General features: G+C 62.7%; 10 protein-coding genes and 4 tRNA genes. All 14 read right to left on the reverse strand.

Going from position 1 to position 15,118, the window contains the following annotated elements; all coding sequences use genetic code 11:
• Positions 1-21: 21 nt before the first annotated feature.
• Positions 22-456 (reverse strand): hypothetical protein, encoded by a 435-nt coding sequence (locus AAHB16_RS18125; RefSeq protein WP_342051610.1) that lies wholly within the window; start codon positions 454-456, stop codon positions 22-24.
• A gap of 169 nt (positions 457-625) precedes the next feature.
• A complete protein-coding gene (gene rpoC / locus AAHB16_RS18130) occupies positions 626-4,867 on the reverse strand; it encodes a DNA-directed RNA polymerase subunit beta' (RefSeq protein WP_150373506.1) in 4,242 nt (1,413 codons plus the stop codon).
• Between the two features lie 90 nt (positions 4,868-4,957).
• A complete protein-coding gene (gene rpoB / locus AAHB16_RS18135; RefSeq protein ID WP_150373505.1) occupies positions 4,958-9,064 on the reverse strand; it encodes a DNA-directed RNA polymerase subunit beta in 4,107 nt (1,368 codons plus the stop codon).
• Between the two features lie 444 nt (positions 9,065-9,508).
• Positions 9,509-9,886 carry a 50S ribosomal protein L7/L12 gene (rplL, locus tag AAHB16_RS18140; protein ID WP_109585073.1) on the reverse strand — a complete coding sequence of 126 codons (378 nt, stop codon included), beginning with the start codon at positions 9,884-9,886 and terminating at the stop codon, positions 9,509-9,511.
• A 67-nt stretch (positions 9,887-9,953) separates the two neighbouring features.
• Positions 9,954-10,484, reverse strand: a complete 531-nt coding sequence (gene rplJ, locus AAHB16_RS18145; RefSeq protein WP_150373504.1) for a 50S ribosomal protein L10 — start codon at positions 10,482-10,484, stop codon at positions 9,954-9,956.
• A gap of 360 nt (positions 10,485-10,844) precedes the next feature.
• Positions 10,845-11,540, reverse strand: coding sequence for a 50S ribosomal protein L1 (gene rplA / locus AAHB16_RS18150; protein ID WP_109585071.1), 696 nt, complete (start codon positions 11,538-11,540; stop codon positions 10,845-10,847).
• Entirely contained in the window at positions 11,541-11,972 is a 432-nt protein-coding gene (gene rplK / locus AAHB16_RS18155) for a 50S ribosomal protein L11 (RefSeq protein WP_109585070.1), read from the reverse strand.
• A 156-nt stretch (positions 11,973-12,128) separates the two neighbouring features.
• Complete coding sequence (gene nusG / locus AAHB16_RS18160; protein ID WP_109585069.1) at positions 12,129-12,710, reverse strand: transcription termination/antitermination protein NusG; 582 nt, start codon at positions 12,708-12,710, stop codon at positions 12,129-12,131.
• 10 nt (positions 12,711-12,720) lie between these two features.
• Positions 12,721-13,101 carry a preprotein translocase subunit SecE gene (gene secE / locus AAHB16_RS18165; protein ID WP_150373503.1) on the reverse strand — a complete coding sequence of 127 codons (381 nt, stop codon included), beginning with the start codon at positions 13,099-13,101 and terminating at the stop codon, positions 12,721-12,723.
• A gap of 59 nt (positions 13,102-13,160) precedes the next feature.
• Positions 13,161-13,236 (reverse strand) — tRNA-Trp (locus tag AAHB16_RS18170).
• 84 nt (positions 13,237-13,320) lie between these two features.
• Positions 13,321-14,511: an elongation factor Tu gene (gene tuf / locus AAHB16_RS18175; RefSeq protein ID WP_150373502.1), complete on the reverse strand. Its 1,191-nt coding sequence runs from the start codon at positions 14,509-14,511 to the stop codon at positions 13,321-13,323.
• A 42-nt stretch (positions 14,512-14,553) separates the two neighbouring features.
• Positions 14,554-14,628, reverse strand: a tRNA-Thr gene (locus AAHB16_RS18180).
• A gap of 38 nt (positions 14,629-14,666) precedes the next feature.
• Positions 14,667-14,740, reverse strand: a tRNA-Gly gene (locus AAHB16_RS18185).
• A 52-nt stretch (positions 14,741-14,792) separates the two neighbouring features.
• Positions 14,793-14,878, reverse strand: a tRNA-Tyr gene (locus AAHB16_RS18190).
• Positions 14,879-15,118 lie beyond the last annotated feature (240 nt).

Raw genomic sequence — 15,118 nt, forward strand, 5'->3', positions numbered from 1 at the left:
CTGAAGCCGGCATGTTTGCAATCAGCGCTGACATGGGTTCGCCGGGGCGCACGGATACGGCATCGCATCCCCCCTCCCGCCCGGCGGCGGAAATCCCGTATCCGTGGGCCAGCGCTGTCCGGGCGGCGGCGCCACGCCGCCCCGGTCGGGCGCGCCGGGGCGTTGCGAGGCCTCGTGCCGGCGCAGCGCCTCCAGTTGCGCGCAATCGTCGGGGGACGTGGGCCGGCCACTTGCGCAGGCGCGCTCGACGCGCTCGCGCGTGTGCAAATCATTGAGGTTCAGCATCGCGGCGCCGGGCGTGAGGTCGAGCCATGCCTTCGGCGCGGCCTGCGTCACCGACGCGCCGGGAGACAGCCGGGAGGCGGCCTGCGGCCCCGCATCGCCCGGGAACGCCAGGGCGCACAGCGCGGCGACGGTCAGCGGCATGGGACAGAGCAACAGCGGGCCAACGGTCACGGACGCCTCCTTTGCGTGCGATCGACACGCATAGCATCCGCATGCACCAGAAAACAGGAAATCGCATTCCCGCGAAATATGCGCAACACGCGCGCGGCAGGCAAAAAAAAGCCCGGCCAGAAGGCCGGGCTTTTCACGTCGCCACCACAGGGGTGGCGAGATGCGGGGCTCAGACTGCGTCGCCGTCGCCTTCGGTCGCCTGCACCACCGGCGGCTCGATGAAGAGCGATTGCTCTTCGTCCGAGATCGCCTGGGCGCGTTCGCGTTCGGCTGCCTCGCGCGCCTTGCGGGCACGGTGGTAGGCCAGGCCGGTACCGGCGGGGATCAGACGACCCACGATCACGTTTTCCTTCAGACCACGCAGGTCGTCGGTCTTGCCCATGATCGCGGCTTCCGTCAGCACGCGCGTCGTTTCCTGGAACGATGCCGCCGAGATGAAGCTGTCCGTGGACAGCGACGCCTTGGTGATACCGAGCAGCAGGTTCTCGTACGTGGCCGGACGCTTGCCGTCGGCGATCACGCGATCGTTCTCGTCGAGCAGTTCCGAACGCTCCACCTGTTCACCCGGGATGAACTTGGTGTCGCCCACGTCCACGATCTGAACACGGCGCAGCATCTGACGCACGATCACTTCGATGTGCTTGTCGTTGATCTTCACGCCCTGCAGACGGTACACGTCCTGCACTTCGTCGACGATGTAGTGCGCGAGTTCCTCGATGCCCTTCAGGCGCAGGATGTCGTGCGGGTCCGCCGGACCTTCCACGATCATTTCGCCCTTGTTCACCACCTGGCCATCGTGCACCAGCACCTGCTTTTCCTTGGCGATCAGGAACTCGTGCGCATTGCCGTCGAGATCCGTGATGACCAGACGCTGCTTGCCCTTGGTGTCCTTGCCGAACGACGTCGTGCCGGTGACTTCCGCCAGCACGGCGGCATCCTTCGGCGAACGCGCTTCGAACAGCTCGGCCACACGCGGCAGACCACCGGTAATGTCGCGGGTCTTCTGCGACTCGGTCGGGATACGCGCGAGCACTTCACCCACGTGCACCTGCTGACCGTCCTTCACGGTGATCAGTGCGCCAACCTGGAAGCCGATGGTCACGGAGTGGTCCGTGCCCGGGATCTTCACTTCCTGGTTGTTCGCGTCCAGCAGCTTCACCTGCGGGCGCAGACCCTTCGTCGCGGCGGTACGGCGCTTGGCGTCGATGACGACCAGCGTCGACAGGCCCGTCACTTCGTCCATCTGCTTCGCAACGGTCACGCCTTCCTCGACGTTCTCGAACTTGATGGTGCCCGAGTACTCCGAGACGATCGGACGCGTCAGTGCATCCCACGTGGCCAGCTGCGTACCGGCCTTGATCGACTGACCGTCCTGCACCAGCAGCGTGGCGCCGTACGGGATCTTGTGACGCTCGCGCTCGCGGCCATGGTCGTCCGTGATCAGCGTCTCGCCCGAACGCGAGATCACGATCAGTTCACCCTTGGCGTTGGTCACGTAGCGCATGGTCGCCGTGAAGCGGACCGTACCGGTCGCCTTGGCTTCCACGCTCGAGGCCACTGCCGCACGCGATGCCGCACCACCGATGTGGAACGTACGCATGGTCAGCTGGGTACCCGGCTCACCGATCGACTGCGCGGCAATCACGCCCACCGCTTCGCCGGAGTTCACCAGCACGCCACGGCCCAGATCGCGGCCATAGCACTTCGCGCACAGACCGTAGCGCGTGTCGCACGACAGCGGCGTGCGCACCTTCACTTCGTCCACGCCCAGGCTGTCGATCAGGTCCACCAGATCTTCGTCGAGCAGCGTGCCCGTCTCGATCGCGGTCTCCTGCGTTTCCGGGTTCACCACGTCGGCCACGGTCACGCGGCCGAGGATACGGTCGCGCAGGGCTTCGATGACTTCACCGCCTTCGACCAGCGCCTTCATGGCCACGCCGTTCGACGTACCGCAATCGTCTTCCACCACGACCAGATCCTGCGTCACGTCGACCAGACGACGGGTCAGGTAACCCGAGTTCGCGGTCTTCAGCGCCGTATCCGCCAGGCCCTTACGCGCGCCGTGGGTCGAGATGAAGTACTGCAGAACGTTCAGGCCTTCACGGAAGTTCGCCGTAATCGGCGTTTCGATGATCGAGCCATCCGGCTTGGCCATCAGGCCCCGCATGCCGGCCAGCTGACGAATCTGCGCCGCGGAACCCCGCGCGCCCGAGTCGGCCATCATGTAGATCGAGTTGAACGATTCCTGCTTGACGGTCTTGCCCTCGCGGTCAACCACGTCTTCGTGCTGGAGCTGTTCCATCATCGCCTTGCCCACCTGGTCGCCGGCGGCGCCCCAGATGTCCACGACGTTGTTGTAACGCTCCTGGTCCGTCACCAGACCCGACATGTACTGCTTGTCGTATTCCTTCACCTTGGCAGCCGCTTCGGAGATGATCTTCTCCTTTTGCGGCGGCACGAGCATGTCGTCGATCGCGATCGAGATACCGGCGCGCGTAGCCAGACGGAAGCCCGACTGCAGCAGCTTGTCCGCGAAGATCACCGTTTCGCGCAGACCGCACTTGCGGAATGCCGTGTTGATCAGGCGCGAGATTTCCTTCTTCTTCAGCGGCTTGTTCAGCACCGAGAACGGCAGACCCTTCGGCAGGATCTCGGACAGGATCGCGCGGCCGACCGTCGTGGCCTGCAGCGTGATCTTCGGCGCAAAGCGGGCATCGCCCTGCGCGTCCTTGTCCACGAGGTCGTACTCGACGATACGCACGTTCACGCGGGAAGCCAGTTCGACCTCCTTGTTCTCGTACGCACGCAGCACTTCGCTCACGTCGGCAAAGGTCATGCCTTCGCCCTTGCCGTTGATCTTGTCGCGGGTCGTGTAGTACAGACCCAGCACCACGTCCTGCGACGGCACGATCGACGGATCGCCGTTGGCCGGGAACAGCACGTTGTTCGACGCCAGCATCAGCGTGCGCGCTTCCATCTGCGCTTCCAGCGACAGCGGCACGTGAACGGCCATCTGGTCACCGTCGAAGTCGGCGTTGAACGCCGCGCAGACGAGCGGGTGCAGCTGAATGGCCTTGCCTTCGATCAGCACGGGTTCGAACGCCTGGATACCCAGACGGTGCAGCGTCGGCGCGCGGTTCAGCATCACCGGGTGCTCGCGGATCACCTCTTCGAGGATGTCCCACACCACCGGCGTCTGGCTTTCCACTTCCTTCTTCGCCGCCTTGATCGTGGTGGCGATGCCCATCGTTTCCAGCTTGTGGAAGATGAAAGGCTTGAACAGTTCGAGCGCCATCAGCTTGGGCAGGCCGCACTGATGCAGCTTGAGCGTCGGGCCCACCACGATGACCGAACGGCCCGAGTAGTCCACGCGCTTGCCCAGCAGGTTCTGACGGAAACGACCGCCCTTACCCTTGATCATTTCGGCGAGCGACTTCAGCGGACGCTTGTTGGCGCCGGTCATCGCCTTGCCGCGACGGCCGTTGTCCAGCAGCGAGTCCACTGCTTCCTGCAGCATGCGCTTTTCGTTGCGCACGATGATCTCGGGCGCCTTCAGCTCGAGCAGACGCTTCAACCGGTTGTTACGGTTGATCACGCGGCGGTACAGGTCGTTCAGGTCCGAGGTCGCGAAGCGGCCGCCATCCAGCGGCACCAGCGGGCGCAGCTCGGGCGGCAGCACCGGCAGCACTTCGAGGATCATCCACTCGGGCTTGATGCCCGAACGCTGGAAGGCCTCGAGCACCTTCAGGCGCTTGGCGAACTTCTTGATCTTGGCTTCCGAACCCGTGGCCTGCAGTTCGGCGCGGATCTGTTCGATCTGCTTCTCGATGTCGATGCCGCGCAGCAGTTCACGGATGCCCTCGGCACCCATCATCGCCACGAACTCGCCCTCGCCGTACTCGTCGCATTTCGCGATGTAGTCGTCCTCGGACATGATCTGGCTCTTCTTGAGCGGGGTCATGCCGGGCTCGAGCACCACGAACGCTTCGAAGTACAGCACGCGCTCGATGTCGCGCAGCGTCATGTCCAGGACCATGCCCAGACGCGACGGCAGCGACTTCAGGAACCAGATGTGCGCGGTCGGCGCAGCCAGTTCGATGTGGCCCATGCGCTCGCGGCGAACCTTGGCCAGCGTTACTTCCACGCCGCACTTCTCGCAGATCACGCCGCGGTGCTTCAGGCGCTTGTACTTGCCGCACAGGCACTCGTAGTCCTTGATCGGGCCAAAGATCTTGGCGCAGAACAGACCATCGCGCTCGGGCTTGAACGTGCGGTAGTTGATCGTTTCCGGCTTCTTCACTTCACCGTACGACCACGAACGGATCTTCTCGGGCGAGGCGAGACCGATCTTGATCGCGTCGAACTGCTCTTCCTGCTGTACCTGCTTAAAGAGATCGAGCAATGCTTTCATTGCAACTCCTTGTTTCGCCACCCTCCCGGACATTGTCCGAAGGGGTGGCATTCATCCTGTGAGAAATCCTGCTTAGCCGGGGTGCCGCGATCAGTAGCGATCGAGGTCGATGTCGATACCCAGCGAGCGGATTTCCTTCACCAGCACGTTGAACGACTCCGGCATGCCGGCATCGATCGAGTGCTCGCCCTTGACGATGTTCTCGTACACCTTGGTACGGCCGTTCACGTCATCGGACTTGACCGTCAGCATTTCCTGCAGCACGTACGACGCGCCGTAGGCTTCCAGTGCCCACACTTCCATCTCACCGAAACGCTGGCCACCGAACTGCGCCTTGCCGCCCAGCGGTTGCTGCGTCACCAGCGAGTACGGACCCGTCGAGCGCGCGTGCATCTTGTCATCGACCAGGTGATGCAGCTTCAGCATGTGCATCACACCCAGCGTGACCGGACGCTCGAACGCTTCGCCGGTGCGGCCATCGTGCAGCGTGACCTGCTGCTTGGAGGCGGTCAGACCCTTCTCCTTGGCGATGTCTTCCGGATAGGCGAGATCCAGCATGCGGCGGATTTCGTCTTCGTGCGCACCGTCGAACACCGGCGTCGCGAACGGCACGCCCTTCTTCAGGTTCGTGGCCAGTTCGAGCACTTCCGCGTCGGACAGGCTGTCCAGGTCTTCGGCCTTGCCGCTCTCGTTGTAGATCTGAGCAAGCAGCTTGCGCAGTTCCTGGGCCTTCACCTGCGCCTTCAGCATGTTGCCGATGCGCTCGCCCAGACCGCGCGCGGCCCAGCCGAGGTGGGTTTCCAGAATCTGGCCCACGTTCATCCGCGACGGCACGCCCAGCGGGTTCAGCACGATGTCGGCCGGGGTACCGTCCGCCATGTACGGCATGTCTTCGATCGGCGTGATCTTCGACACGACACCCTTGTTACCGTGACGGCCTGCCATCTTGTCGCCAGGCTGCAGGCGGCGCTTGACGGCCAGGTACACCTTGACCATCTTGATCACGCCCGGCGGCAGTTCGTCGCCCTGCGTGAGCTTCTTGCGCTTTTCTTCGAACGCGAGGTCGAACTCGTGGCGCTTCTGCTCGATGGCTTCCTTGACGGCTTCCAGCTGGGCAGCCACTTCCTCGTCGGCCGGACGGATGTCGAACCAGTGGTACTTGTCCAGATCGGCCAGGTACTCGCGCGTCAGCTTGGCGCCCTTGGCCAGCTTCTTCGGACCGCCGTTGACGGTCTTGTCGAGCAGCAGACGCTCCAGACGCTGGAACGCATCGCCTTCCACGATACGCAGCTGGTCGTTCAGGTCCAGGCGGTAGCGCTTCAGTTCGTCGTCGATGATCGACTGGGCGCGCTTGTCGCGCGTCACGCCTTCACGCGTGAAGACCTGGACGTCGATCACGATGCCGCTCATGCCCGACGGCACGCGCAGCGAGGTGTCCTTTACGTCCGATGCCTTCTCGCCGAAGATCGCGCGCAGCAGCTTCTCTTCCGGCGTCAGCTGGGTTTCGCCCTTCGGCGTCACCTTGCCGACCAGCACGTCACCGGCTTCCACTTCGGCGCCGATGTACGTGATGCCCGACTCGTCCAGACGCGCGAGTTGCGCTTCGGCGAGGTTCGAGATGTCGCGCGTGATTTCCTCGGGTCCCAGCTTCGTGTCACGGGCGACGACCGACAGTTCCTCGATGTGGATCGAGGTGTAGCGGTCTTCGGCCACCACGCGTTCGGAGATCAGAATCGAATCTTCGAAGTTGTAGCCGTTCCACGGCATGAACGCCACCAGCATGTTCTGGCCGAGCGCCAGTTCGCCGAGGTCGGTCGACGCACCGTCGGCCACCACGTCGCCGCGGGCCACGATGTCGCCCACCTTGACCATCGGACGCTGGTTGATGTTCGTGTTCTGGTTCGAGCGCGTGTACTTGATCAGGTTGTAGATGTCCACGCCGACTTCACCGGCCACGGCTTCGTCGTCGTTCACACGGATCACGATACGCATCGCATCGACGTAGTCGACCACGCCACCGCGCATCGCCTGGACGGCGGTGCCCGAGTCGACGGCCACGGTACGTTCGATACCGGTACCCACCAGCGGCTTGTCCGGACGCAGGCAAGGCACGGCCTGACGCTGCATGTTCGCGCCCATCAGTGCACGGTTTGCATCGTCGTGCTCGAGGAACGGCACCAGCGAGGCAGCCGCCGACACGATCTGCGACGGCGCCACGTCGATGTACTGCACGCGGTCCGGCGTGACCATACGGGTTTCGCGCTCGGAACCTTCGCGCGCGGAAACCAGTTCGTCGATCAGGTTGCCTTCGGCATCCACGGTCGCGTTGGCCTGGGCCACCACGTACTTGCCTTCCTCGATGGCCGACAGGTAATCCACCTGGTCAGTCAGCTTGCTGTCCACGACCTTGCGGTACGGCGTCTCGAGGAAGCCGTACTCGTTCAGGCGCGCATACAGTGCCAGCGAGTTGATCAGACCGATGTTCGGACCTTCCGGCGTTTCGATCGGGCACACACGGCCATAGTGGGTCGGGTGCACGTCGCGGACTTCAAAGCCCGCGCGTTCGCGCGTCAGACCGCCCGGGCCCAGTGCGGAGACACGACGCTTGTGCGTGATTTCCGACAGCGGGTTGGTCTGGTCCATGAACTGCGACAGCTGCGAAGAACCGAAGAACTCGCGAATCGCCGACGAGATCGGCTTCGAGTTGATCAGATCGTGCGGCATCAGGTTTTCCGTCTCGGCCTGGCCCAGACGTTCCTTGACCGCGCGCTCCACACGCGACAGACCGGCGCGGAACTGGTTTTCGGCCAGTTCGCCCACGCAACGCACACGACGATTGCCCAGGTGATCGATGTCATCGACCTCGCCCTTGCCGTTACGCAGGTTCACGAGGATCTTGATCGTCTCGAGGATGTCCTCGTCCTGCAGCACCATGCTGCCCTCGCCGCTCGGGCGCGACAGACGGCTGTTGACCTTCATGCGGCCAACGCGCGACAGGTCGTACGATTCCTCGCTGTAGAACAGGCGCTGGAACAGCGCTTCCACGGCTTCCTCGGTGGGCGGCTCGCCCGGGCGCATCATGCGATAGATCGCGATACGCGCGGCGGTCTGATCCACGGTCTCGTCCACGCGCAGCGTCTGCGACATGTACGGGCCCTGGTCGAGGTCGTTCGTGTACAGCGTCTGGATTTCCTTGACGCCGGCTTCGCGCAGGTTCTCGAGCAGCGTTTCCGTCAGCTCGTCGTTGGCGTTGGCAATCACCTCACCCGTGTCGGGATCGACGATGTTCTTCGCCAGCACGCGGCCGAGCAGATAGTCTTCCGGCACGCTGATCAGCTTGGTGCCAGCCGAGTCCAGGTCGCGAATGTGCTTTGCGTTGATACGCTTGTCCTTCTCGACGACCACGCGACCGTTCTTGTCGGCGATGTCGAAGCGCGCGACTTCACCGCGCAGGCGCTCGGGCACGAACTCCAGCTGCGCGCCTTCCGACTGCAGCGTGAAGTTGTCGAACACGAAGAAGTGCGCGAGGATCTGTTCGGGCGTGAGGCCGATCGACTTCAGCAGGATCGTCACCGGCATCTTGCGGCGGCGGTCGACGCGGAAGTACAGGATGTCCTTCGGATCGAATTCGAAGTCGAGCCACGAACCGCGGTACGGGATGATCCGTGCCGAGAACAGCAGCTTGCCCGAGCTGTGCGTCTTGCCCTTGTCGTGCTCGAAGAACACGCCAGGCGAACGGTGCAGCTGGGACACGATGACACGCTCGGTGCCGTTGATCACGAACGAGCCGGTCGACGTCATGAGCGGAATCTCGCCCATGTAGACTTCCTGCTCCTTCACTTCCTTCACCTTGCCCGGGTTCTCGCGATCGTTGATGATCAGGCGAACCTTGGCACGAAGCGCCGAGTGGAACGTCAGGCCACGCTGCTGGCACTCCTTGACGTCGAACGGCGGGTTGGACAGGTGATACGAAACGAATTCCATACGGGCAAGCCCGTTATGGGACGAAATGGGGAAGATCGCGTTGAAAGCAGCCTGCAACCCCTCGCTCTTGCGGCGTGCGGCAGCGGTATCCGCTTGCAGGAACTGGGTGTAGGATTCAATCTGAGTGGCAAGCAGGAATGGAACCTGATGGACCGTCGCGCGCTTCGCAAACGATTTGCGAATGCGCTTCTTTTCGGTGAAGCTGTACGCCATGGGATCTCCGAATCATCGCAGGGCAGGTGGACCTGTCCTACCCTGAGGTGTTCAGCGACTGGGAGGGGATTTGGCGGTTGGCCGCTACCAACCTCTGGCTGACGGTGTCCGCACGCTGCGGGCGGTGTGGTCATTGCATCGGCGCAATGCCTGTACTCGCCCGGGGGACACCCGACCAAACTTGTCTTCTGCAGTCGGTTCAGAAGACAAACATCAGCAACCACCTAGTGTGCCACTGATGTTTGGCTTCTGCTGCGGCAAGATCGAATCTTCGCCGTCGCAGTACCTGTTAAATCACATTCTTGCGCATTCCGCGCCGCCGAAGCCTTCCGACGAACGTTTCGGGTGCCGCATCAAACACACCCCACAGAAGCGCAAAAAGGCTGGCGCCGGGATTCCCCTTTGCCAGCCCTGATGGCGTGCCTGAGGGCACGCGCATACCACTTACTTGACTTCGACCTTCGCGCCGGCGTCTTCCAGCTTCTTCTTGGCCTCGTCGGCAGCAGCCTTGTCCACGCCTTCCTTGACGGGCTTCGGTGCGCCATCGACCAGGTCCTTGGCTTCCTTCAGGCCCAGACCGGTGATTTCGCGAACGGCCTTGATCACGCCAACCTTGTTTGCGCCGACTTCGGCCAGAACAACGTTGAACTCGGTCTTTTCTTCAGCAGCGGCAGCGCCACCACCAGCGCCCGGAGCGGCGGCAACAGCCATCGCAGCAGCGGACACGCCAAACTTCTCTTCGAACGCCTTGACCAGGTCGTTCAGTTCCATCACGGACATCGCGCCTACGGCTTCGAGGATGTCGTCTTTGGTGATTGCCATTTGGAATTACTCCTAGATGTGATTCGGTATCGGTATTGCGATCTGTCTATGCGAGACGACGCGAAGCTCAGGCTGCGTCCGCGGGAGCCGCTTCGGCCTCCGCAGGTGCGCCTTCTGCCTTCTTGGCAGCCACTGCAGCCAGCAGACGGGCGAAGCCCGACACCGGTGCCTGCATGACGCCAAGCAGCTGAGCCAGCAGCTGGTCGCGGCTCGGGATCGAAGCCAGCGCCTTGACGGCGTTAGCATCGAGGACCTTGCCGTCGAACGAACCTGCACGCAGAACCAGCTTGTCGTTGGTCTTGGCAAAGTCGTTCAGAACCTTGGCCGGAGCGACTGCATCTGCGGAAATACCGTAGATCAGCGGACCGGTCATCTGCTCTGCGAGGCCAGCGAACGGCGTACCTTCCACAGCGCGGCGGGCCAGCGTGTTCTTCAGAACGCGCAGGTACACACCTTGCTGGCGGGCGGTAGCACGCAGCTTGGTCAGATCGCCAACCGTGATGCCGCGATATTCGGCGACGACGATGGTCTGGGCGGCGGCGACTTGCGCCGATACCTCAGCAACGACGGCCTTCTTATCTTCAATATTGAGTGGCACGGTTAAGCTCCAAAACGATGCGGTGTCGAATCCACGATCCAACGTCACGCATCAGTCCAAACGAACGGCGTCCGATTGAACCGAATCACCCGGTTGCCCGGATCCTTCAATTCCTTCGGGTTCGCCATCTGCGCTGGCGGGTCGGATCAGGGCGTTTCACGCCCAGCCTTCCGATTAAGTCCACGAGGCCAACCTGCGCCCGCGGACACCAGCGGTCTTTGATAACCAGCGGAGCGAGCTCCACTGCCCAAAGCCTTGCCCCTTCCCTTCCGGGCCCGGGGCCGATCCCGCGCGAAGCGGGATCTCTCATTTCTGTCCAACCGGCGTTATCGGGTTCCGGTCAGCGACTGCCAGCAGCGATCAGGCTGCCAGCGAAGCCTGGTCAACGCGCACGCCAACGCCCATCGTGGACGACACGGCGATCTTGCGCAGGTACACGCCCTTGCTCGTGGCCGGCTTGGCCTTCACCAGCGCGTCCAGCAGCGCGGCGAGGTTGCTCTTCAGCGCGGTGTCTTCGAACGAACGACGACCGATGGTGGCGTGGATGATACCGGCCTTGTCCACACGGAATTGCACCTGACCGGCCTTGGCGTTCTTCACAGCCTGGGCCACGTCCGGCGTCACCGTGCCGACCTTCGGGTTCGGCATCAGGCCACGCGGGCCGAGGATCTGGCCCAGCGTACCGACGATACGCATCGTGTCCGGCGAAGCGATCACGACGTCGAAGTTCAGGTTACCGGCCTTGACTTGCTCGGCCAGGTCTTCCATGCCGACCACGTCGGCGCCAGCGTCCTTGGCGGCTTGTGCCTTGTCGCCCTGGGCGAACACAGCCACGCGCACCGACTTGCCGGTACCGGCCGGCAGCACCACGGAACCGCGAACCACCTGGTCCGACTTCTTCGCATCGATGCCCAGTTGCACGGCCACGTCGATCGACTCGTCGAACTTGGCGGTGGCAGCACCCTTCACCAGGCCCAGAGCCTCGTCGATCGCGTAGAACTTGGTGCGCTCGATCTTCGCCTTGTTGGCGGCGACGCGCTTCGAAACCTTAGCCATTTACAGACCCTCCACGGTGATGCCCATCGAACGTGCCGAGCCGGCGATCGTGCGAACGGCTGCGTCCAGATCGGCAGCGGTCAGATCGGCGTTCTTGGCCTTGGCGATTTCTTCAGCCTGGGCGCGGGTGATCTTGCCCACCTTGTCGGTGTGCGGCTTCGGCGAGCCCTTGGTCACGCCGGCTGCCTTCTTGATCAGCACGGTCGCGGGGGGCGACTTCATCACGAACGTGAAGCTCTTGTCGGCGAAGGCGGTAATCACCACCGGCACCGGCAGACCAGGTTCCATGCCCTGGGTCTGGGCGTTGAACGCCTTGCAGAACTCCATGATGTTCAGACCACGCTGACCCAGTGCGGGACCAACGGGCGGGGAGGGATTCGCCTTACCAGCCGGAATTTGCAGCTTGATAAAGCCAACGATCTTCTTGGCCATCTTTACTCCATACGGATCTTCCGTTCACGGAACGATCCAGTTGAGTCATAACGCGCTGTCGCCACGCCTGGCGTGACCTCACGCTCCTCTTTGGATCCGGCACGTGGCCGGATCATCCCGTCGCTTCCCTTTCGGGTCGCGCCGGGCAAAGCTCCTTTACACCTTCTCGACCTGGCCGAACTCGAGCTCGACCGGCGTCGCGCGTCCGAAGATCGTGACCGAGACGCGCAGACGCGACTTCTCGTAGTTCACTTCCTCGACGTTGCCGTTGAAGTCGGTGAACGGGCCGTCCTTGACGCGCACCATTTCGCCCACTTCGAACAGCGTCTTGGGACGCGGCTTCTCGACCCCTTCCTGCATCTGGGTCATGATCTTGTCGACTTCCCGCTGGGAAATCGGGCTCGGGCGATTACGCGCCCCGCCCACGAAACCGGTGACCTTGCTCGTGTTCTTCACGAGGTGCCACGTCTCGTCGGTCATTTCCATTTCCACGAGCACGTAGCCCGGGAAGAAACGACGCTCGGTCACCGACTTGTGACCGCCTTTGATCTCGACAACTTCTTCCGACGGCACGAGGATGCGACCAAACTTGTCCTGCATCTCGGCGCGATCGATGCGCTCCTGCAGCGCGCGCTGCACGCTCTTTTCCATGCCGGAATAAGCATGCACGACATACCAGCGCTTCTTCGAAGAAGGCGATTCCGCGGCGGTGGTTTCCTGCTGGGCGTTATCCGTCATGTGCTACCTCTTATTTCCAGCCAAGAACGAGCGAGAAGATCACCCATTCGATCAGCTTGTCGGCCGACCACAGGAACAGCGCCATGACAACGACGAAGACGAACACCAGTCCCGTCATCTGACCTGCTTCCTTGCGCGTCGGCCATACGACCTTGCGAACTTCCCGATACGATTCCTTGGCGAATCCAACGAAGTCCTTGCCGGGGGCGGAGACCAGCGCGACGACGACGCCGAGCGCGAGCCCGGCGAACAGCGCAGCACCACGCACGTAGGCCGGCTGCTGCGCCAGCACGTAGAATCCGATGACTCCGGCAACCACCAGCAGCACCGCCACCGCGAGCAGCCACTTGCCGCTCGAGGCACCTACGGTTTCGACATTGGGATTGGCCATGTTTCGCAAACGAGACTAAGCCGCGTCGCGATTGCTCCTCGCGACGCGGCTGATTGAATTGGCAGGGGCAGAGGGAATCGAACCCCCAACCTTCGGTTTTGGAGACCGACGCTCTGCCAGTTGAGCTATACCCCTAAAACAACTGCGGGGTCGGCACCAGGCCAACCCCTCTGGCAAACGAACGCGACCGGTTGGTGTCGCGTTCGCCAGTGATACTGCTTAGTCGAGGATCTTTGCCACGACGCCGGCGCCGACGGTACGGCCACCTTCGCGAATAGCGAAGCGCAGACCTTCTTCCATGGCGATCGGGGCGATCAGCTTGACCGTGATCGACACGTTGTCACCCGGCATGACCATTTCCTTGTCCTTCGGCAGCTCGATCGAGCCGGTCACGTCGGTCGTACGGAAGTAGAACTGCGGGCGGTAGTTGTTGAAGAACGGCGTGTGACGGCCACCTTCGTCCTTCGACAGAATGTAGACCTCACCCGTGAAGTGCGTGTGCGGCTTGATCGAGCCCGGCTTGCACAGAACTTGACCACGCTCCACGTCTTCGCGCTTCGTGCCGCGCAGCAGCAGACCCACGTTGTCGCCAGCCTGACCCTGGTCCAGCAGCTTGCGGAACATTTCCACGCCCGTGCAGGTCGTCTTCACCGTCGGGCGGATACCCACGATTTCGATTTCTTCGCCGACCTTCACCACGCCGCGCTCGATACGACCCGTCACCACGGTACCGCGGCCCGAGATCGAGAACACGTCTTCCACCGGCATCAGGAACGTACCGTCAACCGCGCGCTCCGGCGTCGGGATGTACGTGTCCAGCGCGTCGGCCAGGTTCATGATCGCCACTTCGCCCAGCTCGCCCTTGTCGCCTTCCAGCGCCAGCTTGGCCGAACCCTTGATGATCGGCGTGTCGTCGCCCGGGAAGTCGTACTTCGACAGCAGCTCGCGCACTTCCATTTCCACCAGCTCGAGCAGCTCGGCGTCGTCCACCATGTCGCACTTGTTCAGGAACACGATGATGTACGGCACACCAACCTGGCGCGCCAGCAGGATGTGCTCGCGCGTCTGCGGCATCGGGCCGTCAGCGGCCGAGCACACCAGGATCGCGCCGTCCATCTGCGCCGCACCCGTGATCATGTTCTTCACATAGTCAGCGTGGCCCGGGCAGTCAACGTGGGCGTAGTGGCGGTTCGCCGTTTCGTACTCCACGTGCGCCGTGTTGATCGTGATACCACGTGCCTTCTCTTCCGGCGCCGCGTCGATTTCGTCGTACTTCTTTGCCGAGCCGCCGAACTTCGAAGCCAGCACCGTGGCGATTGCCGCCGTCAGCGTCGTCTTGCCATGGTCAACGTGACCAATCGTGCCAACGTTCACGTGCGGCTTGGTCCGTTCGAACTTTTCCTTTGCCATTTCGCGACTCCTGTCTCGGTAGCAACTGCCAGTGCGGGTATTTGGTGCCCATGGGCAGGATCGAACTGCCGACCTCTCCCTTACCAAGGGAGTGCTCTACCACTGAGCCACATGGGCGAAACTTGGAACTACTTCGCTGACGGCAACCGCGACGCTGGAGCGGGTGAAGGGAATCGAACCCTCGTCGTAAGCTTGGAAGGCTTCTGCTCTACCATTGAGCTACACCCGCCCGGGCTACTTCCTGCTTCACACCGGCTAAGCCGGGTTGCTGTCTTGCATTCTGGTGGAGAGGGCTGGATTCGAACCAGCGTAGGCGTAAGCCAACAGATTTACAGTCTGCCCCCTTTAGCCACTCGGGCACCTCTCCGCAGAGAACTTGAGATTATGGTGAATCTGGCCAAGACTGTCAAGCACTTCGCCCTGAAACCTTACAGGCGGAGGCTTTGCGGTAAGTCTTGTCAGACTGCCTGCCGCGGCAAGAAACGCCGCAGAAGCGAACCACAACCGACGCGATGAACATCACGCTCTCACCCTATAGGGGCGCCGCCAGGGCGCTGAAAGCAGCGTAACGATCTCATCGCGGCACGATCGCACCGTCGATCGCACC

The organism is Cupriavidus sp. OTU4054 (genome assembly GCF_038440175.1).
In the GTDB taxonomy this organism is placed as follows: domain Bacteria; phylum Pseudomonadota; class Gammaproteobacteria; order Burkholderiales; family Burkholderiaceae; genus Cupriavidus; species Cupriavidus pauculus_D.

Bases quoted from the DNA above. Each gene is read 5' to 3' on its own strand.
- tuf (WP_150373502.1), bottom strand. From the start codon at position 14,511: ATGGCAAAGGAAAAGTTCGAACGGACCAAGCCGCACGTGAACGTTGGC.
- rplK (WP_109585070.1), bottom strand. From the start codon at position 11,972: ATGGCCAAGAAGATCGTTGGCTTTATCAAGCTGCAAATTCCGGCTGGT.
- rpoC (WP_150373506.1), bottom strand. From the start codon at position 4,867: ATGAAAGCATTGCTCGATCTCTTTAAGCAGGTACAGCAGGAAGAGCAG.
- nusG (WP_109585069.1), bottom strand. From the start codon at position 12,710: ATGACGGATAACGCCCAGCAGGAAACCACCGCCGCGGAATCGCCTTCT.
- rpoB (WP_150373505.1), bottom strand. From the start codon at position 9,064: ATGGCGTACAGCTTCACCGAAAAGAAGCGCATTCGCAAATCGTTTGCG.
- secE (WP_150373503.1), bottom strand. From the start codon at position 13,101: ATGGCCAATCCCAATGTCGAAACCGTAGGTGCCTCGAGCGGCAAGTGG.
- rplA (WP_109585071.1), bottom strand. From the start codon at position 11,540: ATGGCTAAGGTTTCGAAGCGCGTCGCCGCCAACAAGGCGAAGATCGAG.
- rplL (WP_109585073.1), bottom strand. From the start codon at position 9,886: ATGGCAATCACCAAAGACGACATCCTCGAAGCCGTAGGCGCGATGTCC.